The sequence below is a fragment of the [Acidovorax] ebreus TPSY genome (assembly GCF_000022305.1).
Lineage (GTDB): Bacteria > Pseudomonadota > Gammaproteobacteria > Burkholderiales > Burkholderiaceae_C > Diaphorobacter > Diaphorobacter nitroreducens.
This window is the reverse complement of the sequence record NC_011992.1, coordinates 2,616,423-2,638,382: the sequence shown is the minus strand read 5'-3', so window position 1 is coordinate 2,638,382 and position 21,960 is coordinate 2,616,423. Positions and strand designations below refer to the sequence as shown.

The following is a 21,960-nucleotide window of genomic DNA, read 5'->3' as shown; positions in this document are numbered from 1 at the left end:
CATTTGATTCAATTTTCTAAATTGGCCCGTCGGCGAGGCGTTGCAGCTCGGCCCAGGTGGTGGCAGGCAGCGGTATGCCGTCCTTCAGCGACCGCGCGCGCTGGCGGTAGCGGCGCTCGCCGGGCTGGCGCGTCTGGCCCGCGGCCGCCATGGCCTGCACCAGGTCTTCGCAACGCTGCGCAAAGCTGCGGCCCGCGCTCTTGGCTGGGTCGATGGTGATGATCAGCTCGCCCGTCCAGGGCGTCTGTGCGCCGGGGTGGGCGCTCCAATCGAACTCGAACGAGAAGTTGCCGCCCGTGAGCGCGGCCGCGAGCAGCTCCACCATCATCGACAGGGCCGAGCCCTTGTAGCTGCTGTGCACGCCGCCGAAAGGCAGCAGCGCGCCGCCGTCCAGGATGGCGCGTGGGTCGTTCGTGGGCTGGCCGTGGCGGTCCACGCCGTGGCCGTCGGGCAGCAGGCGGCCCTCGCGCGCGGCGATCTGTACGTCGCCGTGGGCGATGGCGCTGGTGGCCAGGTCGAACACCAGCGGCTCATGGCCCGCGCGGGGCGCGGCGAAGGCGATGGGGTTGGTGCCGAAGAGCGCCGTGGTGCCGCCGCTGGGCACCACGCAGGCCATGCTGTTGACGAGCGCCAGCGCCACCAACCCGTCGTCAGCGAGCGGCTCCACGTCGGGCCACAGCGCCGCAAAGTGGTGCGAGTTGCGGATTGCCAGCAGCGCCACGCCGTTCGCGCGCGCTTTGGCCACCAGCGCCGAATAGGCGGCCCGGTAGGCGGGTTGGGCAAAGCCATTGCCGGCATCCACCGCCAGGTAACCGGGTGCCACATCCTCCACACGCGGCACGGCGTGGCCGTCCACCCAGCCGCTGGCCAATGTCGACAGGTAGCCAGGGATGCGGAACACGCCATGGCTGTGCGCGCCGTCGCGTTCGGCGCTGGCGCAGTTGTGGGCCAGCACGGCGGCCACTTCGGCGCTGGTGCCATGCCGCTCGAAGATGCGCGCGAGCGTGCCGCGCAGGTCATCGAAGGGCACGTGCTGGACGTCGCCGCTGGCGGTGTGAGAAAGGGGCATGCAGAGGTCTCCTGTGTGGGGCGCGTAAGTGGTGTGCAGGGGCGCTTTGCTTCCAAAAGCATAGCTTCTCGCGTTCTCCCACTATGGGGTTAACGGTGTTTTTGCTTCAATCTTCGCATGATCCGCCCCGCTGGGGCGCGTGTGGTGCGCATGCCGCTAAATGCCGAGTGGGTCCTGCGTGCTGCGCCGCAGTAATTGCAGGGCCATACCCCACCACCATGCTTCGCAATTCGTAGCGCCCTGCGCCAGATATGAAGGGCATTGCACAGGTGCGGTGCGCTGGAGCTGCGCAGGTGTGCACTGCGCAAAAAGCGGCGGAACGCCGTGGGGGGGTGCGCGATGCTTCGCGTAAACCCTCTTTGGTATGCATTTGCAACCCGCCAAAGATGCAGGTCTGGATTGTCCAGGCATCCCAATCAAGGAGTGAAGTAGATGACAGAGCAGACCAAGACCCCAGGCCGCCGAAACCTACTCAAGGGTGCTGCGGTTGCCGCGGGAGCCATGTCCGTGCCCATGATCAGCACGGCCCAGACCACGGTGTTCCGATTCCAGAGCACCTGGCCCGCCAAGGATATCTTTCACGAGTTCGCGGGAGACCTGGCCAAGAAGATCAACGACATGGCGGGCAGCCGCCTGAAGATCGAGGTGTTGCCCGCGGGTGCCGTGGTGCCGGCCTTCCAGTTGCTGGATGCCGTGGCCAAGGGCACGCTGGACGGTGGCCATGGCGTGGTGGCCTACTGGTACGGCAAGAACCAGGCCGTGGCGCTGTGGGGCTCGGGCCCGGCCTTTGGCCTGGATGCCAACGGCGTGCTCGCGTGGCATTACTACGGCGGCGGTAAGGAGCTGCTCGACGAGATCTACAAGAGCCTGAACCTGGACGTGGTCTCCAAGCTCTACGGCCCCATGCCCACGCAGCCGCTAGGCTGGTTCAAGAAGCCGGTGGCACGCGTGGAAGACCTCAAGGGTTTGAAGTTCCGCACCGTGGGGCTGGCGGTGGACGTGTTCACCGAGATGGGCGTGGCCGTGAACCCGCTGCCCGGCGGCGAGATCGTGCCCGCGCTGGACCGCGGCCTGCTGGATGCGGCTGAGTTCAACAACGCCTCCAGCGACCGCGTGCTGGGCTTTCCCGACGTGGCCAAGAACTGCATGTTGCACAGCTTCCACCAGTCCAGCGAGCAGTTCGAAGTGCTGTTCAACAAGAGCAAGTACGACGCGCTGTCGTCGGAGCTGAAGGCGGTCATCGACTACGCCGTGCAGGCCGCCAGCGCCGACATGAGCTGGAAGGCCGCCGACCGCTACGCCAAGGACTATGCCGAGATGCAATCCAAGCAGGGGGTGAAGTTCTACAAGACGCCGGACGCCATCCTGCGCGCGCAGTTGGCCGCCTGGGACAAGGTCACGGCCAAGAAAGCCGAAGAGAACGCCATGTTCAAGAAGGTGATGGACTCCATGCGCACCTTTGCGCAGAGGAGCGGCCGCTGGAAGAACGACACCGACGTCGACTTCAAGATGGCCTGGAACCACTACTTCGCGCAGCGCAAGAGCTGATGCCGCGGCAGGCCCGGCGGGCCTGCCTTTCATTCTGACGAGGGCCGGGGGCGCGCGCAGGCGGTGCCGCCCGGGCCAGCGTGTATCCGTTCATTGCCCCGCGGGGCCGCAGCGTTCTCTTCCAGCCATGCAAAAACTCTTACTCGGCATCGATGCCGTGTCCACCTTCATCGGCAAGGCGGCGGCCTGGGCCGTCGTGGGCCTGACGGCCCTGATCTGCTGGGAGGTCTTCTCGCGCTACGCGCTGAACAACCCCCATGCCTGGGTGCTGGACGCACAGATCATGCTGTACGGCACCATGTTCATGCTGGCGGGCGCCTACACCCTGGCCAAGAACGGCCACGTGCGCGGCGACGTGCTGTACGGCTTCTTCAGCCCGCGCGTGCAGGCCGGGCTGGACCTGCTGCTCTACATCCTGTTCTTCCTGCCGGGCGTGCTGGCCATGACCTGGGCCGGCTGGACCTATGCGCAGGAATCGCTGGCCATCCGCGAGCAGACGTTCTCCGCCACGCCGCTGCCGCTGTACCCCTTCAAGTTCGTGATTCCCCTGGCGGGCGCCGTGCTGCTGCTACAGGGGCTGGCGGAGATCGCGCGCTGCGTGATCTGCCTGCGCCAGGGCGCGTGGCCCCGGCGCGGCGAGGACGTGGAAGAGGTGGACGTCGAGAAGCTCAAGGAGATGGTGCACGTGAACGACAGCGACCTGCAGGTGCCGGCTTCCGCATCCGCCGCACAGGGGGGCAAGCCATGAAGATGCGCAAGGAACTGTGGTTCGGCTTTGCCATCATGGCGCTGGTGGTGGCCGGCGCCGTCGGGATGCTGCTGGGCGTGGAGACGATCATGCGCGGCCACCTGGGCTTGCTGATGCTGTCGCTGGTGGTGGTGGCCATCATGCTGGGTTTTCCCACCGCGTTCACGCTCATGGGCATGGGCATGATCTTCACCTGGCTGGCGTACGACAGCGACATCACGCGCACGCTGGACCTGATGGTGCAGGCGGCTTACAAGAGCATGGCCAACGACGTGCTCATCGCCATTCCGTTGTTCGTGTTCATGGGCTACCTGGTCGAGCGGGCCAACCTGATCGAAAAGCTTTTCAAGAGCCTGCATCTGGCCATGGCGCGCGTGCCGGGTTCGCTGGCCGTGGCCACGTTGATCACCTGCGCCATCTTCGCCACCGCCACGGGCATCGTGGGCGCGGTGGTCACGCTGATGGGCCTGCTGGCGCTGCCGGCCATGCTGCGCGCGGGCTATAGCACGCCCATGTCGGCCGGCGCGATCACGGCGGGTGGCTGCCTGGGCATCCTGATTCCGCCGTCGGTGCTGCTGATCCTGTATGGCGCGACGGCGGGCGTATCGGTGGTGCAGTTGTACGCGGGCGCCTTCTTCCCCGGCATCATGCTGGCGGGCCTGTATGTGATGTACGTGATTCTGATGGCCAAGCTCAAGCCGGCCTGGGCGCCGCCGCTGTCGGCCGAGGAACGGCAGGTGGTGCTGCCGGCCATGACCGCCGCGCTGCCCGCCGAGACGCAGCAATATGCCCCCGTGCGCTTGCTGGATGCCCTCAAGGGCAAGCGCAATGCGCAGGTACCCACGGCCTATGTGCTGCGGCAACTGGCACTGGTGGTGATGCCGGGGCTGCTGTTCGTACTGCTGGCCACCAGCAGCTGGCGTGCGGTCACCACGGTGTCGGTGGAGGAGGCGTACGGCATCCAACCCATCGGCTTCAACGACAACTCGCCCCGGGTGGCGTCGGAGTTTGGCTTGCAGGAGCCGCCGGTGGAGGGCGGCCTGCAAGAACCGCCGCAGGAATCCACGGGCCTGCAGGAGCCTCCGGGCGCGGACAGTGGTGCGCTGGCCGAACCCCCCGGCGCCGAGCCCGCGCAGTCCGCCCCATCCGCAGTGGGAGAGCCGCCCGGCTCCACCGCAGGTGCCACGCCCCAGGCCGCCACGCAACCCGCGCCCACCTGGTGGTGGGTCATGTTTGGCGTGCTGGGTGCGGCCACAGCGCTCTTCTATCTGTTCCTGAGCTTCGCGCGGCTGGAAATCTTCAAGATGCTGCTGGGCTCGTTCTTCCCGCTGCTGACACTGATCATGGCCGTGCTGGGCTCCATCGTGTTCGGTCTGGCGACGCCGACCGAGGCGGCGGCCATGGGGGCGTTCGGCGGCTTCGTGCTGGCCGCGGCCTACAAGCGTCTGAGCATGGATGTGGTGCGCGAGTCGGTGTACCTCACGGCCAAGACCTCGGCCATGGTGTGCTGGCTGTTCGTGGGCTCGGCCATCTTCTCCGCGGCCTTCGCGCTGCTGGGGGGGCAGGAGCTCATCGAGCAGTGGGTGCTCTCCATGAACCTGAGCAAGATCGAGTTCATGGTGCTGTCGCAGGTGGTGATCTTCCTGCTGGGCTGGCCGCTGGAGTGGACGGAGATCATCGTGATCTTCATGCCCATCTTCATCCCGCTGCTGAGCCACTTCGGCGTGGACCCGCTGTTCTTCGGCCTGCTGGTGGCGCTGAACCTGCAGACGGCCTTCCTGTCGCCGCCCGTGGCCATGTCGGCGTTCTACCTGAAGGGCGTGGCGCCGCCGCATGTGAGGCTCAACCAGATCTTCCTGGGCATGCTGCCGTTCATGGGCATCCAGGTGCTGGCGATCGTGCTGCTGTATGTGTGGCCGCAGATCGGTCTGTGGCTGCCGCAACTGCTCTACAAGTGATGCCGGGCCGGGGACTGCGGTCCCCGCCTCATGGCGTCAGCGCGCCGCGGCCCTGCGGCGCGTGAAGTTCCACCACGGCAGCACGCGGCTCATGGCCAGCACTTCGCCGCAGTGCATGGGCGCATAGCCGGGCATGGCAGCCATGCGCCGTTGCCAGGCAGGGGTCTGCAGCAGTTCGCGCAGCGCGCGCGTGGCCGGCTGCTCCAGTGAAGACTTCAGACAGGCCAGGTGGTAGCGCTCGTACACCAGCGGCACGAAGTCCAGCCCGCGCGCACGCGCCGCCAGCTCGATGCCCATGCCCACGTCGGCACTGCCGGCGGCGATGGCCTGCGCCAGCGCGGCGTGCGAGGGCTCATCACGGTCGTAGCCCTCGATCTCTGCGGGTTCCAGGCCCGCCTGCGCGAGCAGGTCGGTCAGCAGCACCCGCGTGCCCGTGCCCAGCGGGCGGTTGACGAAGCGCGCGCCCGTGCGCGCCACGTCCGCCAGCGAGGTCAGGTCCAGCGGGTTGCCGCGCGCCACGATCAGGCCCTGCGCGCGGCGCGCGAAGCCGATCACCTTGTGCAGCCCCGGCTGCAGCAGCGGGCGGTAGGTCTGCGCGGCCAGGGTATCCATGCCCGGCTCCTCCAGCGTGTGAAAGCCGGCGATGGTGCACCGCCCTTCGTTGAGTGCACGGATCGCGTCCACGCTGCCGGTGAAGCGGATGTCCAGATGCAGCGCGCCGCCCTGGCCCGCGTGGGCGGGCGCGGTGGCGAACGCACGCAGCACGGACAGCGCATCGTCGTGGCTGGCATACAGCGTGAGCACGTGGGCATGTTCGTCGAACGCCACGGCAAACGCGCGCTCCAGATCGGCGCGCAGCGCCTCGATCTGCGGCGCCAGCCGTGCCTGTGCCTGGCGCTCGGCCCACAGCAGCTTGGTGCCGAATTCGCTGAGCTGGGCGGACTGGCCCTTGCCCCAGACGATGAGCTCGCTGCCCAGTTGTTCTTCCCAGCGCTTGAGTGCGCCCCACACGTGGCGGTACGACAGGTCCAGCGCGCGCGCCGCGCCCGAGATGGAGCCCTGCTGCGCCACGGCCTGCAGCATGTCGAGCAGGGGATTGCGGATCAGCGCGTCGTCCGCGTCGCGGTCGAGCGTGTAGTGGAGTTGGATCCTATGCACAAGTTTTCATATCGCCGGGTATTGGATTGCTGCATACGATAGCCCAACCCATGTCCACAATGACCCAGAGCGTCGCCACGGCGCTGCACCTCATCACCTCCGCCGATGCCGCCTTGTGGACCATCGTCGTGCGTTCGCTCGCCGTGAGTGCCACGGCCTGCCTGCTCGCCTGCGGCGCGGGCGTGGTGCTGGGGGCATGGCTGGGCGTGGCGCGCTTTGCCGGGCGCGACGCGGTGCTCGCGGTGCTCAATACCCTGCTGGCCGTGCCCTCGGTGGTGGTGGGCCTGGGCGTGTACCTGCTGCTGTCGCGCACCGGCCCGCTGGGCAGCCTGGGCTGGCTGTTTTCTTTCAAGGCGATGGTGCTGGCGCAGGCGCTGCTGGTGTTGCCCGTGGTCACCGCGCTTACGCGCCAGGTGGTCGAGGACGTGGACCGCCTGCATGGCGAGCAGTTGCGCTCGCTGGGCGCCGGCACCCTGTTGCGTGCCCTGTTGGTGGCCTGGGACGAGCGCTATGCGCTGCTCACGGTGCTGATCGCCGCATTCGGCCGCGCCATCTCGGAGGTGGGCGCGGTGATGATCGTGGGCGGCAACATCGACGGCTTCACGCGCGTCATGACCACCGCCATCGCGCTGGAGACCAGCAAGGGCGACCTGCCGCTGGCGCTGGCGCTGGGCCTCGTGCTGCTGGGCGTCGTGTTGTTGCTCAACGTGGGCATTGCGCTGCTGCGTCGCTGGCGTGAACGCGTGGATGGTGCCGCCGTGGGAGGCCTGGCCGGGGTGGGGGCATGAGCGCGCTGCCGTCACCTGTCTTCCCCGGGGAGGAGAGCCCGGGCGACGTTTCCACCATCGAGCCGCCGTTGTTTGCACTGCGCGAGCTGTCCGTGCGCTACGGCGCGGTGCAGGCGCTGGCCGGAGTCAATCTGCGTGTGATGCCCGGCGAGCGCGTGGCTCTGGTGGGTGCCAACGGCAGTGGCAAGAGCACGCTGCTGCGCGCATTGCACGGCCTGGTGCGGCCCAGCGCGGGACAGCTGCGCCGCGACGGCGCGCCGCGCGTGGCCATGGTGTTCCAGCGGCCTTTCGTGTTGCGCACCAGCGCGCTGAACAACGTGGCGCTGGGATTGTGGCTGCGCCGGGTGCGCTGGCAGGAGGCCTGCGCCCAGGCCGCCGTGGCGCTGCACCGCGTGGGGCTGCAGGACATCGCGCGGCAGAACGCGCGCACCTTGTCCGGCGGGCAGCAGCAGCGGCTGGCGTTTGCGCGCGCCTGGGCCCTGCGGCCCGACGTGCTGCTGCTGGACGAGCCCACCGCCAGCCTGGACCCGCATGCCAAGCGCGAGATCGAATCGCTGATGGCCGACTTCGCCGCCAGCCACGGCAGCGCTGGCCCCGATCAGCCGGTGACCATGCTGTTCAGCAGCCACAACCTGGGACAGGTCAAGCGCCTGGCCAGCCGTGTGCTCTACCTGGAGCACGGGCGCGTGCTGGCGGACCTGCCCGTGCACGATTTTTTCAACGGCCCCCTGCCCGAGGCCGCCCGTCTGTTCGTCAAAGGAGAAATGGCATGAAGAGTTACAAGCGTTTTTGGCCCCTGGCGCTTACCCAGACTGCGGTAGCAGCTATTGCTTTGGTAGCTTATGGCAGCGCTGCGGCACAGGCCATCACGATGGCGTCGACCACCTCGACCGAGCAGTCGGGCCTGTTCACCCACCTGCTGCCGGCCTTCAAGCAGGCCACCGGCATCGACGTGAAGGTGGTGGCGGTGGGCACCGGCCAGGCGCTGGACATGGCGCGCCGCGGCGACGCCGACGTGCTGTTCGTGCACGACCAGGTGGCCGAGGAGAAGTTCGTGGCCGACGGCTGGGGCGTGAAGCGCTACCCGGTCATGTACAACGACTTCATCCTCGTGGGTGGCAAGGCGGATGCTGCCGGCACCAAGGGCAACGACATCGCCGCCGCACTCAAGAAGATCGCCGCGGCCAACGCGGAGTTCATCTCGCGCGGTGACAAGAGCGGCACCCATGCAGCCGAGCTGCGCTACTGGAAGATCGCCACCGAGGGCGTGAAGGGCAGCGGCTACAAGGAATGCGGGTGCGGCATGGGCCCGGCGCTGAACATCGCGGCCTCCAGCGGTGCGTACGCGCTGACGGACCGCGGCACCTGGCTCAACTTCAAGAACCGCGACAACCTCGCGGTGCTGGTGGAAGGCGACAAGCGCCTGTTCAACCAGTATGGCGTGATGATGGTGAACCCCGCCAAGCACCCGCATGTGAAGCAGGCCGAGGCGCAGAAGTTCGTGGACTGGGTGGTCTCGCCCGCGGGCCAGAGCGCCATCGCCGGCTACAAGATCAACGGCGAGCAGCTGTTCTTCCCCAACGCCAACCCGTAAGGCCATGCCATGGACCGCCGTTCCTTGCTCTGCGTGGCCGGCGTGGCCGCAATGGCCGCCGTGTTGAGCGGCTGCGCCCAGCCTGGCGACACGGCAATGGGTGCAAGCACGCCGTCCGCGGGTATGGGCGCGGCCACGAACGTGACCGTCTATGCCGCCGGCAGCCTGCGCGAGGCCTTCACCGAGATTGCGCGTGAGCACGAGGTGCGCACGGGCCAGAAGGTGGCATTGACCTTCGGAGCGTCCGGCCTGCTGCGCGAGCGCATCGAGTCCGGCGAGCCGGCCATGGTATTCGCCTCCGCCGATACCGAGCACCCGCAGCGCCTGGCGCGCGCGGGCGATTGGGGCGCGCTGCAGGTGTTCACCCGCAATGCCCTGTGTGCACTGGCTGCGCCCGGCGTGCCGGTGACCACGGCCAACCTGCTGGACACGCTGCTGCGCGCCGACATGCGGCTGGGCACCTCCACGCCCCAGTCGGACCCGTCGGGCGACTATGCCTGGGAGCTGTTTCGCCGGGCGGAGCAGGTACGCCCCGGCGCCTTTGCGCGGCTGGAGGCCAAGGCGCTGCAACTGACCGGCGGGCCCACCTCGCCCAAGGCGCCACCCGGTCGCGGCACCTATGCCTGGGTCATGGCCGAGGGGCGGGCGGACGTGTTTCTGACCTACTGCACCAACGCCGTTTCTGCCCAGCGCGAAGTGCCGGCGCTGCAGGTGGTGCAGGTGCCGCCAGAGCTGCAGGTGGCTGCAGCTTATGGGCTTACGGTGCGTCGCGGTGCGCCCCAGGCCGCGCTGGACTTTGCCCAGACCCTGATGGCCGAGCCCGCGCAGCGCGTGCTGCGGCGCCTGGGATTTGCCGCGCCCTGAGCGGCGCGCGGCACGGCTTCACCATCGCGGGCGTTGAACTTGACAATGGGTGGGCGCACCTGCGTGTCGCGGCATTTTTGGCCCAGATGACGTGTAGCGCCGTGCGTCCGCAGGAGTGATCGCCTCAGTCCACCAGCGCCACGCCCTTGACCTGCGCAAACACCTCATCGCCCACGGCCAGCGCCAGCGTGCGGCAAGAGCGCAGCGTGATGCGCGCCAGCAGCGTGGTGCCCGCCACGTCCAGCGCCACCAGCACCTGGCCGGGGCCGCCGTCGGCCAACTGCGTGATGCGCGCGGGCAGCAGGTTCAGGATGCTGCTGTCCGCCGCGCGTGTGCGCGCCAGGCTCACGTCGCGCGCCAGCACGCGCAGACGCACGCTCTCGCCCACGGCGCGCGGGCGGCCGCTGGCCAACTGAATCTGCCCGCTGTCGATGGCCACGGTCAGCAACTGGTCGTGCGCATCGTGCGCCAGCACGCGGCCCTGCACCAGCGCGGCGGCGGCGTCGCCGTGCGCCAGGGGCAGGTCCAGCCGCGCCATCAGCTCGGCCGTGGGGCCCTGGGCCGTGACGCGGCCGGCCTGCAGCAGCACCAGGTGGGAGGCCAGCCGGGCCACCTCGTCGCTCGAGTGGCTCACGTAGAGCACGGGAATGTCCAGGCTGCGCTGCAGGCGCTCCAGGTAGGGCATGACCTCGGCCTTGCGCCCGGCGTCCAGTGCAGCCAGGGGCTCGTCCATCAGCAGCACGCGCGGGCTGGTGGCGAGGGCCCGCGCAATGGCCACGCGCTGGCGCTCGCCGCCCGAGAGGGTGTGGGGCATGCGGGGCAGCAGGGCGCCCAGGCCCAGCAGTTCCACCGCCTGCTCCAGCGACACGCGGCGGCGTGCGGGTGGCTGGCGGCGCAGGCCGTATTCCATGTTGCGGCGCACGTCCAGGTGCGCGAACAGGCTGGCCTCCTGGAACACATAGCCCAGCGCGCGCTGGTGCGTGGGGCGCCACTGGCCGGTGGCGTCGTCCTGCCAGACTTCGCCGTTGACCTGTACGCTGCCGCGCGCGCTCTCCAGCCCCGCCAGCGCGCGCAGGCAGGTGGTCTTGCCGCAGCCCGAGGGGCCGAACAGCGCCGTCACCCCATGGCCCGGCAGCGCCAGCTGCACGTCCAGCGTGAAGTCCGGCCGCGCCAAAGACAGCCGGGCGTGAATGCCGTTCATTGCGCCCGTCATCGCCCCCCCCTGGGCTGCAGCCAGTGCAGCAGCATGAGCACGATGAACGAGAACGCCACCATGCCGCCGGCGAGCCAGTGCGCCTGGGCGTACTCCAGGGCTTCCACATGGTCGTAGATCTGCACCGACACCACGCGCGTCACCCCGGGGATGTTGCCGCCCAGCATGAGCACCACGCCGAATTCGCCCACCGTGTGCGCAAAGCTCAGGATGGCGGCCGTCACGAAACCGGGGCGCGCCAAGGGCAGGGCGACACTGAAGAACCGATCCAGCGGGCTGGCGCCCAGCGTGGCCGCCACCTCCAGCGGCCGGCGGCCCAGCGCTTCGAAGGCGCGCTGCAGCGGCTGCACGGCGAACGGCAGCGAATACACGAGGGAGCCGACGACCAGCCCCGGGAAGGTGAACGGCAGCCGTCCCAGGCCCAGCGCCTCGGTCAGCTGCCCGATGGCGCCGCCTGGCCCCATGCTCACCAGCAGATAGAAGCCGATCACCGTGGGCGGCAGTACCAGCGGCAGCGCCACCACGGCCCCCACGGGGCCGCGCCAGCGCGAGCGCGTGTGGGCCAGCCACCAGGCCAGCGGTGTGCACAGCACCAGCAGCAGCACGGTGGTGACGCTGGCCAGCTGCAGCGTGAGCCAGATGGCGGCCCAGTCGTCAGGGCCAATCGGGGGTGTGTTCAATGCTATTAAAACAAGAGCTTTCGGCGCTTGTTTTGTCGGGCTTGTTAGTCGGAATGGCTGGGAAACTCCCCACCATCATGCGCAAGGCGCTTCAAAAATCATAGCCGTAGGCACGGATGACGGCGCGCGCTTTCTCGCCGCGCAGGTACTGCATGAGCGCGTCGGCCGCGGGGTTGCCCTGGCCCCGCTGGAGCACGATGGCGTCCTGGCGGATCGGTGCGTGCATGGTGGCGGGCACGACCCAGGCCGAGCCTTCGCGCAACTGGCCGTTCTCCATCACCTGCGAGAGCGCCACGAAGCCCAGTGGCGCGTTGCCCGATGCGGCGAACTGGTAGGTCTGGCCAATGTTCTCGCCCGTGACCACGCGTGGCTGCACCTGCGCCGCAAGGCCCAGCTTGTCCAGCGTCTGCATCGCGGCCAGGCCGTAGGGCGCCAGCTTGGGGTTGGCGATGGCGATGTGCTTCCAGTCGCCGGTGCGCAGCACCTGGCCTTCGGCATCCACATAGCCGGGCTGCTTGCTCCACAGCACCAGCCGGCCGATGGCGTAGGTGAAGCGCGTGGCGCCGTTACCCAGGCCCTCGCGGGCGATCTTCTGCGGCGTGGCGTCGTCGGCCGCCAGCAGCACCCCGAACGGCGCGCCGTTGGCGATTTGCGCGTAGAACTTGCCGGTAGCGCCGAAGGACAGCACGGCCTTGTGGCCCGTGTCCTGCTCGAACTGCGCGGCGATCCGTTGCATGGGCGCGGTGAAGTTGGCGGCCACGGCCACCGATACCTCACCCGCGTGCGCTGCCGGCAGCAGGGCAGCGGCAGCCAGAGCGGACCACAGTATGGAGCGAACAGGGAAACCGGACATGAGAGGACCTCGCTATTCCATTTGTGAATAGCGAGAAGTATAGCTACCCACCCGTGCATGCCGTTTGCAACATGCCGCGCGCGCCCCAAGCGCCTTGTCGCCCGCGCGCGCAAGGCGGCATGATCGCGCCCATGCAGCATTCCGTATCGTTCCTCGACGCCCTCGGCCATGGCATGGCCGACAAGCGCATCGACATCCTGCGCCAGATCGGGCAGGGCGGCTCCATCTCCCAGGCGGCGCGTGCCGTGGGCGTCAGTTACAAGGCCGCGTGGCAGGCGCTGGATACGCTGACCAACCTGGCCGGCGCACCGTTGGTGGAGCGCGTGGTGGGCGGCGTGGGCGGCGGCGGCGCGCGCCTCACGCCCGCGGGGTGGCAGTTGCTGGAGGCGGCCGATGCGATGCGGCAGGTACGCGCCACGGTGCTGGCTGGGGTGGGCGAGGGCGGCGGCGCACAGGCGGTCGCCGCGCGGCTGGCGGTGCGCACCAGCATGCGCAACCAATGGCCCTGCATCGTGCAAGGCATGCAGGCGTGTGGGCAGATCGTGCGCGTGCATCTGCGTGGGGCGGGCGACTCGGCGCAGCTGCAGGTGTTTTCGCGCATCACGCGCGAGAGCGCCGAGCTGCTGGGCCTGCGCCCGGGCGTGCCCGTGCAGGCGCTGTGCAAGGCCACGGCCGTGCGGGTGCTGGCTGCGGCACGCGCGCCTGCGCTGGGTGCCGCCAATCAGTGGGCCGCTCGGGCCGCGCGCGTGTCGCGCGGCGAGTTGGGAGACGAGGTCGCGGCGCAGTTGGAAGCGGGCATGCAGATGGTGGGATTCGCTGCCGCGGGATCGGGGCTGCGCGTGCGCTCGCGTGTCGTCATGGTGGCCGAGGAGTCGGCCATCGTGATCGCCGCCGAGAGCGCATGAATGACCCGCAAGGCCCCGTGTTGGCCGGGGGCATGAAGCGTTCCTACGTAGGCGTTTATACATAGGCATTTCTCCCAGTTATGGCGCACGGGGTGGCACTTTAGGATGCGGTGCAACATAAACATGGAGACGGTCTGTGTCGCGCACCCCGCGCGGCGCGTGCCTGATGACAATGAGCGACGTCATACTGCAAACATCCCGCCTCACCAAGGAATTCAAGGGCTTCACCGCGGTCAGCGATGTGAATCTGAGCGTGCGCCGCGGGTCCATCCACGCATTGATCGGCCCCAACGGCGCAGGCAAGACCACCTGCTTCAACCTGCTGACCAAGTTCCTGGAGCCCACATCGGGCACCATCCATTTCAACGGCCACGACATCACGCGTGAGCAGCCGGCGCAGATCGCGCGGCGCGGCGTGATTCGCTCGTTCCAGATCTCGGCGGTGTTCCCTCACCTCACGCTGATGGAGAACGTGCGCCTGGGCCTGCAGCGCAAGCTGGGCACGAGCTATCACTTCTGGCGCAGCGAGCGCAGCCTCAGCCAGCTCAACGACCGTGCGGTGCAACTGCTGACCGAGGTCGGCCTGCAGGAGCTGGCCGACGAGGTCACGGTGAACCTGCCCTATGGCCGCAAGCGTGCGCTGGAGATCGCCACCACGCTGGCCATGGAGCCCGAACTGATGCTGCTGGACGAGCCCACGCAGGGCATGGGCCACGAGGACGTGGACCGCGTCACGCAGCTCATCAAGAAGGTGTCCGCGGGCCGCACCATCCTCATGGTGGAGCACAACATGAAGGTCATCTCGACCATCGCCGACCGCATCACGGTGCTGCAGCGCGGCGCCGTCCTGGCCGAAGGGCCCTACGAAGAAGTCTCAAAGAATCCGCAAGTCATGGAAGCGTACATGGGCACGACCGACGGCCAACTGCAGGGGGCGCACTGACATGGCCGGCACCCCCGCACTGGAAATCCGCAATCTCGAAGCCTGGTACGGCGAGTCGCACGTGCTGCACGGCGTGGACATGGTCGTGCAGCCCGGCGAGGTGGTCACGCTGCTGGGACGCAACGGCGCGGGCCGCACCTCCACCATGCGCGCCATCATGGGCCTGACCGGCGCACGCAAGGGCTCGGTGAAGATCCACGGCGTGGAGACCATCCACCTGCCCACACACCGCATCGCGCACCTGGGCCTGGGCTACTGCCCCGAAGAGCGCGGCATCTTCTCCAGCCTGTCGTGCGAGGAGAACCTGATGCTGCCGCCCGTGCTCAAGACGGGCTCGCAGGGCATGTCGATCGACGAGATCTACGCCATGTTCCCCAACCTGGCCGAGCGCAAGAACAGCCAGGGCACGCGCCTGTCGGGCGGTGAGCAGCAGATGCTGGCCGTGGCCCGCATCCTGCGCACCGGCGCCAAGCTGCTGCTGCTGGACGAAATTTCCGAAGGCCTGGCGCCCGTGATCGTGCAGGCGCTGGCACGCATGATCATCACGCTGCGCGAGAAGGGCTACACGGTGGTGATGGTGGAGCAGAACTTCCGCTTCGCCGCGCCGCTGGCCGACCGCTTCTACGTCATGGAGCACGGCCAGATCGCCCTGCAGTTCGGCGCCGACGAGCTGGCGGCCAAGATGCCCGTGCTCAACCAGTTGCTGGGCGTCTGACCGACCCCTTTCCCATTCGTTTCGCACCCACCAAGGAGACAACAATGCAAAAGACACTCAAGACACTGGTCGCAGTGATGGGGGCCGCCGGCCTGGCGGTATCCGCCATGCAGGCCCATGCACAGGACAAGGTGAAGATCGGCTTCATCACCGACATGTCCAGCCTCTACGCCGACGTGGAAGGCAAAAACGGTGCTCTGGCCATCCAGATGGCCATCGACGACTTCGGCGGCAAGGTGCTGGGCAAGCCCATCGAACTGCTCTCCGCCGACCACCAGAACAAGGCCGACATCGCTGCCAGCAAGGCGCGCGAGTGGATCGACACGCAGAACCTGACGATGCTGTTCGGTGGCACCAACTCCGGCACCGCCCTGGCCATGGCCAAGGTGGCCGAAGAGAAGAAGCGCGTGTACTTCAACAGCGGCGCCGGTTCCTCCGCGCTGACCAACGACCAGTGCACGCCCTACACCGTGCACTACGCCTACGACACCGTGGCCCTGGCCAAGGGCACGGGCGGCGCCGTGGTGAAGCAGGGCGGCAAGGACTGGTTCTTCCTGACGGCCGACTACGCCTTCGGCCAGGCGCTGGAGAACGACACCGCCAAGGTGGTCAAGGAAAACGGCGGCCGCGTGGTAGGCAACGTGAAGCACCCGCTGAACGCGTCCGACTTCTCCTCCTTCCTGCTGCAGGCACAAAACTCCAAGGCGCAGATCCTGGGCCTGGCCAACGCCGGCGGCGACACCATCAACGCCATCAAGGCGGCCAAGGAATTCGGCATCAACAAGAACATGAAGCTGGCCGGCCTGCTGGTGTTCCTGACCGACATCCACAGCCTGGGCCTGCGCAACACCGAAGGCCTGCTGCTGACCACCAGCTGGGACTGGAACCTGAACGATAAGACGCGCGAGTTCGGCAAGAAGTTCTTCGCCAAGACCAAGCGCATGCCCACGGACATCCACGCGGCCGACTACTCCGCCACCATGAACTACCTGAAGGCCGTGCAGGCCGCCGGCACCACCGATGCCGACAAGGTCATGGAGAAGCTCAAGTCCACGCCGATCGACGACTTCTACGCCAAGGGCACGATCCGCGCCGACGGTCGCTTCGTGCACGACATGTACCTCATGCAGGTGAAGTCGCCCTCCGAATCCAAGGAACCCTGGGACTACTACAAGGTCGTGGCCAAGCTGCCCGGCGACCAGGTGTTCACCACCAAGGCCGAGAGCAAGTGCGCCCTGTGGAAGTGAGTTGAGCCACGGCCCCGGGCACTGCCCGGGACCGCGCGCGTCGACGTTGCAAACCAAAGCATGAAAGACAAAGGAGACACCACATGAAAGCGAAGCTCACGACATTGGCGTTCGTGCTCGGGGCCGCAGGGCTCATGGCGTCGACCGCGCACGCGCAGGACAAGGTCAAGATCGGCTTCATCACCGACATGTCCAGCCTCTACGCCGACGTGGAAGGCAAGAACGGTGGCGTGGCCATCCAGATGGCCATCGACGACTTCGGCGGCAAGGTGCTGGGCAAGCCCATCGAGCTGCTGACGGCCGACCACCAGAACAAGGCTGACATCGCTGCCAGCAAGGCGCGCGAGTGGATCGACACGCAGGGCCTGACCATGATCTTCAGCGGCACCAACTCCGGCACTGCGCTGGCGCTGGCCAAGATCGCCGAAGAGAAAAAGCGCGTGATGATCAACAATGGCGCGGCGTCCTCTGCGCTGACCAACGACCAGTGCACGCCCTATACCGTGCACTACGCCTACGACACCGTGGCCTTGGCCAAGGGCACGGGCGGTGCCATCGTCGATGGCGGCGGCAAGAGCTGGTTCTTTCTGACGGCGGACTATGCCTTCGGCCATGCGCTGGAAGCCGACACCTCCAAGGTCGTGAAGGACAAGGGCGGCACGGTGGTGGGCGCGGTGCGCCACCCGCTGAATGCGTCCGACTTCTCGTCCTTCCTGCTGCAGGCGCAGAACTCCAAGGCGCAGATCCTGGGCCTGGCCAATGCCGGCGGCGACACCATCAACTCGATCAAGGCGGCCAAGGAATTCGGCATCGGCAACAGCATGAAGCTGGCCGGCCTGCTGATCTTCTTCAGCGACGTGCACAGCCTGGGCCTGCGCAACACCGAAGGCCTGCAGTTCACCACCAGCTGGTACTGGGACCTGAACGAAGAGACGCGCAAGTTCGCCGACAAGTTCATGGCCAAGACCAAGCGCCGCCCCACCGAGATCCAGGCTGCCGACTACTCGGCCACGATGAACTACCTGAAGGCCGTCGAGGCCGCCAAGACCACCGACGCCGACAAGGTGATGGAGGCCTGGCGCGCCATGAAGATGAACGACTTCTTCGGTTCCGGCTACCTGCGTGCCGACGGCCGCTACGTGCACGACATGTACCTCATGCAGGTGAAGTCGCCGTCCGAGTCCAAGGGCACCTGGGACTACTACAAGCTCATCAAGAAACTGCCGGGTGAACAGGTGTTCACCACCAAGGCCGAGAGCAAGTGCGCCCTCTGGAAGTGATCGCGCTGCTCTCCTGATCCGACTCCCCTACATCAGCGTTCAGTTCCCATGGAAATTTTTGGTGTTTCATTGCCGGCCATGCTGAGTCAGCTCCTCCTGGGGCTGGTCAATGGCTCGTTCTACGCGATCCTCAGTTTGGGGCTGGCCGTCATCTTCGGCCTGCTCAACGTGATCAACTTCGCGCATGGTGCGCTGTTCATGCTGGGGGCGCTGATCACCTGGATGGCCATGAACTATTTCGGCGTCAACTACTGGGTGATGCTGATCTGTGCTCCGCTGATCGTAGGGGTGATCGGTGTGGTGATCGAGCGGCTCCTGCTGCGCTGGATCTACAAGCTCGACCACCTGTACGGCCTGCTGCTCACGCTGGGCCTCACGCTGATGATCGAGGGCGTGTTCCGCTCCATCTACGGCGTCTCCGGCCTGGGCTACGACACGCCCGAGCTGCTGGAGGGCGCGACCAACCTCGGCTTCATGATCCTGCCCAACTACCGCGCCTGGGTGGTGGTGGCCTCCATCGTGGTGTGCGTCGCCACCTGGTACGTGATCGAGAAGACCAAGCTGGGCGCCTACCTGCGCGCCGGTACCGAGAACCCCCGCCTGGTGGAAGCCTTCGGCGTCAACGTGCCCGTCATGGTGACGCTGACCTACGCCTTCGGCGCAGCGCTCGCGGCCTTTGCCGGCGTGCTGGCGGCGCCCGTGTACCAGGTCACGCCGCTGATGGGCCAGAACCTCATCATCGTCGTGTTCGCGGTGGTGGTGATCGGCGGCATGGGCTCCATCATGGGCTCCATCCTCACCGGCCTGGGCCTGGGCGTGATCGAGGGCTTCACCAAGGTGTTCTACCCCGAAGCCTCGTCCACCGTCGTGTTCGTCATCATGGCCATCGTCCTGCTCATCCGCCCCGCCGGCCTGTTCGGCAAAGAGAAGTAAGCCAACGGGGTGAACCACATGAACGTCAATAAATTCGCTCCCATTGGCTACGGCCTGCTGCTGCTCGGCCTGATCGTCGCGCCCTTCCTTGGCGCCTACCCGGTGTTCGTGATGAAGCTGCTGTGCTTCGCGCTGTTCGCCTCGGCCTTCAACCTGCTGCTGGGCTACACGGGCCTGCTGTCCTTCGGCCATGCGGCCTTCCTGGGCGGCGCGGCCTACGTGACGGGCCATGCCGTGAAGGTGTGGGGCGCCACGCCCGAGCTCGGCCTGCTGGCCGGCCTGCTGGCCGGCGCGCTGTTGGGGCTGGTGATGGGCTTCTTCGCCATTCGCCGCCAGGGCATCTACGCCACCATGATCACGCTGGCCCTGGCACAGATGCTGTTCTTCGCGGCATTGCAGGCGCCCTTCACGGGCGGCGAGGACGGCCTGCAGGGCGTGCCGCGCGGCAAGCTGTTCGGCGTGCTCGACCTGTCGAGCGACCTGACCATGTACTACGTGTGCCTGATCGTGGTGGTGGTGGCCTTCCTGCTGATCGTGCGCACCATCCACTCGCCGTTCGGGCAGGTGCTCAAGGGCATCAAGGAAAACGAGCCGCGCGCCATCTCGCTGGGCTACGACACCAACCGCTTCAAGCTGCTGGCCTTCGTGATCTCGGCCGCCATTGCGGGTCTGGCCGGCGCGCTCAAGACCCTGGTGCTGGGCTTCGCCACGCTGTCCGACGTGCACTGGAGCGCCTCCGGCCACGTGGTTCTGATGACGCTGGTGGGTGGCCTGGGCACGCTGAGCGGCCCGCTGGTAGGCTCCGCCGTGGTGGTGCTGCTGGAGAACAAGATCGGCGAGCTGGGCACGCTGCTTGCGCAGCTCACGAGCATCGACTGGTTCAACACCCTGGGCGAGTCGGTGACCATCGTCACGGGCCTGATCTTCGTGGTCTGCGTGCTGGCCTTCCGCCGCGGCATCATGGGCGAGATCATCGCCTGGCTGGAGCGCCGCCGCACGGGGGGCAGCGGCAGCCATTGACGCCCTCGTCACCGCATGCCGGCTGGGCCAAGCCCCCAGGCCGGCGGCACCCTCGGCCATGCGCGGCAACCGCCCTGCATGGCCGCTTTGTTTTTGATAGCTGGCGGCGCTTGTTGTGTCTAGGTTTTAGATACAAACCGGGTGGAAATACCCAAAAGCAAAGCGCTGGCAGCTATCACATGCATAGCGACAGGCCGCGCCGTCAGCCCAGCCGCAGGCGCTGCGCATAGCCCGTCATTTCCAGATAGCCGCGCCCCACCTCGGGGCCGGCCGGTTCGCCCGCATCGCCCCGCGCCCGCGATGCATGCAGCGTGCACAGTCCTTCCCAGTAGATCGCGCCGGTGGAGCCGCGGCTGTCCAGCTCCTGCGCGTCCAGCAGCGCACGCACGATGAAGCCGCCCGCGGGCGTGTCCACGCGCCACTGCACCGGGTAGCGCGCGCCGCTGGCCGGGCTGTGCCAGTGGCGCAGCGGGGAGAACACCACGGCCTCGGACGCGAACACCTGCGCGGCGTCCGCTCCTGCGGGCCGCCAGGAACCCCCGGTCCAGAGCGTGCTGCCGTCGGCGCGCCGCAGGCGGAACGCGGTGAGTGCGGCGCCGTCGTGCAGGTTCATGCCGATCCAGTCCCAGCCCACGGCCTCGGGGTGCATCAGCGCCTCGCTCCACTCATGGTCCATCCAGGCGCGGTTGGCGGGCGCGGCCAGTGGTTGCACCGGCATGCGCCGGCCCGCGAGGGTGATAGCGCCCGTCACGGCCAACTGGGGCTGGCTGTAGTAGTAGCTGGCCTGCGCCGCGTGGGGCCCTTTGCGCGACAGGCCGGCCTGGCCCTGCAGCAGCACGGGCTGGGTGCTGGCGCAGTCCAGCTCCAGCGCAAATCCTTCTGCCTGCGCGCGCACCTCGTAGCGGCTGCCGCCCGGCGCGCTGCTGGCATGGCGCGTGAGCGACCAGTCGCGCAGGCGCACCTGCGTGTCGCCCTCCAGCGCCTCGGCAATGCCGAAGCCCGCGCGGGCAATGCGCTGGTCGTGCAATTGGCGACGGCCTTGCACGTCGGTCAGCGCCGCGTGCGCAAACACGAGCTGGCGCGCGGCGAAGGCCGACTGCATGCCCTGCGTGGCCTCCACGCGCGTGCGAAAAAAGGTGATCTGAAAGCCCCACTGCCGCTCGTCGGCCTGCGCATGGCCGGTGATGTACCACCACTCGGTGCGCAGATCGGGGTGACTGCCGTGGTCGCGCGGGAAGGCCAGCGTGCGCGGCGCCAGGGCCCAGGCGGGAGCAGCCCAGCCGCAGGCAGCACTACCCAGCGCGCCCTGGGCCGCGAATGCCAGCACCGCGCGGCGCCCGACCATCAGGCCAGCAGCGCCTGCAGCCGCCCGTGCGCGGCCGCGCAGTCGCCCAGGCAGCGCTGCACCCAGGCGTCGTCGTGGTAGGTGGGCAGGTAGCGCTCGCCCGCGTCGCACAGCAGCGAGAGGATCGACCCCTGCTGCCCCTGCGTACGCATCTCCTGCGCCAGCCGCAGCATGGCGACGAAGTTGGTGCCCGTGGACGGGCCGACGCGCCGCCCCAGCAGGGTGGACAGCGCGCGCATGGCGGCGACGGAGTCGTCGTCGGCCACTTCTTCCATGCGGTTCACCAGCGTGCGGATGAAGCTCGGCTCCACGCGCGGGCGGCCAATGCCTTCGATGCGCGAGCCCGGCGCGGTGAGCGTGGCATCGCCCGTGCGGTGGTAGGCGCTGAACACCGAGCCCGCCGGGTCGGCCACGCACACCTGCGTGGCGTGGCGCTGGTAGCGCACGTAGCGGCCGATGGTGGCGCTGGTGCCGCCCGTGCCTGCACCCACCACGATCCAGCGCGGCACCGGGTGCCGCTCGCGCGCCATCTGCGTGAACATGCTCTCGGCAATGTTGTTGTTGCCCCGCCAGTCGGTCGCGCGCTCGGCGTACGTGAACTGGTCCATGTAGTGGCCGCCCGTGTCGGCGGCGATGGCGCGCGCAGCGTCGTACACGTCGCCCGCACGCTCCACGAAGTGGCAGCGTCCGCCGTAGAACTCGATCAGCGCGATCTTCTCGGCCGAGGTGCTGCGCGGCATCACCGCCACGAAGGGCAGGCTCAGCAACCGCGCGAAATACGCCTCGCTCACGGCGGTGGAGCCGCTCGATGCCTCCACGATGGTGGAACCCTCGCGCACCCAGCCATTGCACAGGGCGTACAGGAACAACGAGCGCGCCAACCGGTGCTTGAGGCTACCCGTGGGATGGGTGGATTCGTCCTTCAAATACAGGTCGATGCCGGCGCCGGCGAACGCGGGCAGCGGCAGCGGGATCAGGTGGGTGTCGGCGCTGCGCTGGTAGTCGGCCTCGATGCGGGCGATGGCCTCGTGTAGCCAGCCGCTGCCGGCCGCCGGGGCGGAAAGAGAGGAGGGGGACAACATGGCCCGCATTGTCGGCG

Annotated in this window: 21 protein-coding genes; 14 read left to right on the top strand and 7 right to left on the bottom strand. The window is 67.9% G+C overall.

The genetic code is table 11. The annotated features are described in order from the left end of the window. Positions 1-16: 16 nt before the first annotated feature. The gene (locus DTPSY_RS12430; protein WP_015913861.1) at positions 17-1,069 is read right to left on the bottom strand and encodes an Ldh family oxidoreductase; all 1,053 of its coding nucleotides are present in this window, start codon (positions 1,067-1,069) and stop codon (positions 17-19) included. Positions 1,070-1,501: 432 nt separating this feature from the next. Here DTPSY_RS12430 and DTPSY_RS12425 point away from each other — a divergent pair, with 432 nt between their 5' ends. The 3 genes from DTPSY_RS12425 to DTPSY_RS12415 all read left to right on the top strand — a co-directional run bounded on the left by DTPSY_RS12425 (position 1,502) and on the right by DTPSY_RS12415 (position 5,323). Next, on the top strand, positions 1,502-2,617 hold the full coding sequence (locus DTPSY_RS12425) for a TRAP transporter substrate-binding protein (protein WP_011806257.1): 1,116 nt from the start codon (positions 1,502-1,504) through the stop codon (positions 2,615-2,617). Positions 2,618-2,744: 127 nt separating this feature from the next. Further along, positions 2,745-3,365: a TRAP transporter small permease subunit gene (locus tag DTPSY_RS12420; protein ID WP_015913860.1), complete on the top strand. Its 621-nt coding sequence runs from the start codon at positions 2,745-2,747 to the stop codon at positions 3,363-3,365. Continuing rightward, entirely contained in the window at positions 3,362-5,323 is a 1,962-nt protein-coding gene (locus tag DTPSY_RS12415) for a TRAP transporter large permease (RefSeq protein ID WP_015913859.1), read from the top strand. Before DTPSY_RS12420 ends, DTPSY_RS12415 begins: the two co-directional genes overlap by 4 nt. A 36-nt stretch (positions 5,324-5,359) precedes the next feature. On the opposite strand, the gene DTPSY_RS12410 is transcribed toward DTPSY_RS12415, so the two are convergent. Beyond that, positions 5,360-6,481 (bottom strand): substrate-binding domain-containing protein, encoded by a 1,122-nt coding sequence (locus DTPSY_RS12410; protein ID WP_015913858.1) that lies wholly within the window; start codon positions 6,479-6,481, stop codon positions 5,360-5,362. A 50-nt stretch (positions 6,482-6,531) separates the two neighbouring features. Between DTPSY_RS12410 and DTPSY_RS12405 the strand changes: the two genes are divergently transcribed. From DTPSY_RS12405 to DTPSY_RS12390, 4 genes are read left to right on the top strand one after another with little or no spacing between them, the layout of a single operon-like run. After that, positions 6,532-7,269 (top strand): ABC transporter permease, encoded by a 738-nt coding sequence (locus DTPSY_RS12405; protein ID WP_011806253.1) that lies wholly within the window; start codon positions 6,532-6,534, stop codon positions 7,267-7,269. Then, positions 7,266-8,042: an ABC transporter ATP-binding protein gene (locus tag DTPSY_RS12400; RefSeq protein ID WP_015913856.1), complete on the top strand. Its 777-nt coding sequence runs from the start codon at positions 7,266-7,268 to the stop codon at positions 8,040-8,042. Before DTPSY_RS12405 ends, DTPSY_RS12400 begins: the two co-directional genes overlap by 4 nt. Beyond that, positions 8,039-8,863, top strand: a complete 825-nt coding sequence (locus DTPSY_RS12395) for an ABC transporter substrate-binding protein (RefSeq protein WP_015913855.1) — start codon at positions 8,039-8,041, stop codon at positions 8,861-8,863. The genes DTPSY_RS12400 and DTPSY_RS12395 overlap by 4 nt, the downstream gene beginning before the upstream one ends. A gap of 9 nt (positions 8,864-8,872) precedes the next feature. After that, complete coding sequence (locus DTPSY_RS12390; RefSeq protein ID WP_015913854.1) at positions 8,873-9,727, top strand: molybdate ABC transporter substrate-binding protein; 855 nt, start codon at positions 8,873-8,875, stop codon at positions 9,725-9,727. Between the two features lie 124 nt (positions 9,728-9,851). Here DTPSY_RS12390 and modC read toward each other — a convergent pair whose 3' ends face one another. From modC to modA, 3 genes are all read right to left on the bottom strand, one after another. Beyond that, a complete protein-coding gene (gene modC / locus DTPSY_RS12385; RefSeq protein WP_041839052.1) occupies positions 9,852-10,928 on the bottom strand; it encodes a molybdenum ABC transporter ATP-binding protein in 1,077 nt (358 codons plus the stop codon). Positions 10,929-10,936: 8 nt separating this feature from the next. Continuing rightward, positions 10,937-11,620: a molybdate ABC transporter permease subunit gene (gene modB / locus DTPSY_RS12380; protein ID WP_015913852.1), complete on the bottom strand. Its 684-nt coding sequence runs from the start codon at positions 11,618-11,620 to the stop codon at positions 10,937-10,939. Positions 11,621-11,711: 91 nt separating this feature from the next. Then, positions 11,712-12,473: a molybdate ABC transporter substrate-binding protein gene (gene modA / locus DTPSY_RS12375; RefSeq protein WP_015913851.1), complete on the bottom strand. Its 762-nt coding sequence runs from the start codon at positions 12,471-12,473 to the stop codon at positions 11,712-11,714. Positions 12,474-12,592: 119 nt separating this feature from the next. Between modA and DTPSY_RS12370 the strand changes: the two genes are divergently transcribed. The 7 genes from DTPSY_RS12370 (at position 12,593) to DTPSY_RS12340 (ending at position 19,516) form a co-directional block, all read left to right on the top strand. Next, a complete protein-coding gene (locus DTPSY_RS12370; protein ID WP_015913850.1) occupies positions 12,593-13,378 on the top strand; it encodes a TOBE domain-containing protein in 786 nt (261 codons plus the stop codon). Between the two features lie 172 nt (positions 13,379-13,550). After that, on the top strand, positions 13,551-14,321 hold the full coding sequence (locus tag DTPSY_RS12365; protein ID WP_015913849.1) for an ABC transporter ATP-binding protein: 771 nt from the start codon (positions 13,551-13,553) through the stop codon (positions 14,319-14,321). Between the two features lies 1 nt (position 14,322). After that, entirely contained in the window at positions 14,323-15,036 is a 714-nt protein-coding gene (locus DTPSY_RS12360) for an ABC transporter ATP-binding protein (protein ID WP_015913848.1), read from the top strand. Between the two features lie 44 nt (positions 15,037-15,080). Further along, positions 15,081-16,283, top strand: coding sequence for an ABC transporter substrate-binding protein (locus DTPSY_RS12355; RefSeq protein WP_015913847.1), 1,203 nt, complete (start codon positions 15,081-15,083; stop codon positions 16,281-16,283). Positions 16,284-16,366: 83 nt separating this feature from the next. Beyond that, the gene (locus tag DTPSY_RS12350; RefSeq protein WP_015913846.1) at positions 16,367-17,563 is read left to right on the top strand and encodes an ABC transporter substrate-binding protein; all 1,197 of its coding nucleotides are present in this window, start codon (positions 16,367-16,369) and stop codon (positions 17,561-17,563) included. Between the two features lie 48 nt (positions 17,564-17,611). After that, positions 17,612-18,496 carry a branched-chain amino acid ABC transporter permease gene (locus tag DTPSY_RS12345; protein WP_015913845.1) on the top strand — a complete coding sequence of 295 codons (885 nt, stop codon included), beginning with the start codon at positions 17,612-17,614 and terminating at the stop codon, positions 18,494-18,496. A gap of 18 nt (positions 18,497-18,514) precedes the next feature. Next, entirely contained in the window at positions 18,515-19,516 is a 1,002-nt protein-coding gene (locus DTPSY_RS12340) for a branched-chain amino acid ABC transporter permease (RefSeq protein ID WP_015913844.1), read from the top strand. A 202-nt stretch (positions 19,517-19,718) separates the two neighbouring features. Here the strand turns inward: DTPSY_RS12340 and DTPSY_RS12335 are convergent, their stop codons facing one another. Both DTPSY_RS12335 and DTPSY_RS12330 read right to left on the bottom strand, forming a co-directional pair. Then, complete coding sequence (locus DTPSY_RS12335) at positions 19,719-20,861, bottom strand: lipocalin-like domain-containing protein (protein ID WP_015913843.1); 1,143 nt, start codon at positions 20,859-20,861, stop codon at positions 19,719-19,721. Further along, entirely contained in the window at positions 20,861-21,952 is a 1,092-nt protein-coding gene (locus DTPSY_RS12330) for a PLP-dependent cysteine synthase family protein (RefSeq protein ID WP_015913842.1), read from the bottom strand. Before DTPSY_RS12330 ends, DTPSY_RS12335 begins: the two co-directional genes overlap by 1 nt. Between the last annotated feature and the right edge of the window lie 8 nt (positions 21,953-21,960).